At 62.6% G+C, this 1029-nt stretch carries 1 protein-coding gene; it reads left to right on the plus strand.

The genetic code is table 11. The annotated features are described in order from the left end of the window. Positions 1–259: 259 nt before the first annotated feature. Positions 260–1029 (plus strand): helix-turn-helix transcriptional regulator (locus CIK76_RS01585; protein WP_096283053.1); only part of this gene is annotated, 770 nt, incomplete at its 3' end.

Here is a 1029-nt window from a genome sequence, read left to right on the forward strand (position 1 = left end):
GAGCATGTCCAGAACCCTGGGTGTGGCCGGGAACGAATTCGGTGAAGCTGTTGGCCACGGCGATGATCGGCTTGCGGCCGAGATCAGCGCCGTTGACGCCGGCTGCGCGCAGCAGTGCGCGGGCGCCTGCCATGTTGCGGCCGTGGGTAATGGTGTGCGAGCGATAAGTGGTCATCCTCAAATCCCATCATGGATTTGTTCGCTAACCCAGACGGCCTTGATACTAGTAGTACTACTACCACATTGAGGAGAAGTGCCCATGGATGCCGAGCAGAGACGCCGCGATGAGCTGGCGGCTTTCCTCAAGGACCGCCGGGCGCGCGCAGACCGCGACGCGCATGGGCTGCCGGCGGTGGGCCGCAGCCGGCTGCGCGGCCTGCGGCGCGAAGAAGTCGCGACCCTGGCCGGCGTTTCGGTGACCTGGTATACGTGGCTGGAGCAGGCGCGGGATATCAACCCCTCACGCCAGGTGCTGGTCTCACTGGCCCGGCTGTTTCGGCTGACGCCGGTGGAGAGCACCTACCTGTTGTCCCTGGGCGGGCATCGGGAGATCGTACGAGAGGCCTCGGGCGGGATCACTCCGGCGCTGCAACAACTTCTCGATTCTCTGGAATTCCCGGCTTTCCTACTCGGATCCGACTGGTCCATCATCGGATGGAACGAAGCCTATGCGCAGCTTTATCCGCGGATCAAATCGCTGGATAATGCAGACCGGAACCTGCTCTGGCTGGTGTTCACCGACGCCGCGCTGCGCGAGATGCTGCCGGATTGGGAAGAGCAGAGCCGCAGCTTTGTCGGAAGCTTCCGCGCGGAAACCCGCGGGTGGCTGAACCCGGCGGGGGACAGCGGCATCGTCGCACAGGTGTCGGCGGCCTCGCCAGAATTCGCGGAGATTTGGAAGGAGCGGGACGTGGCAGGATTCCAAAGCGGTCAACGATACTTCCGGCACCCGATAAAAGGACTAACACGTTATGAGCAACACAACTTGACACCAGTTCAAGCCTCAGATCCAGGGTTCTGGACATGCTC

Source organism: Glutamicibacter sp. BW80 (assembly GCF_002332385.1).
Lineage (GTDB): Bacteria > Actinomycetota > Actinomycetes > Actinomycetales > Micrococcaceae > Glutamicibacter.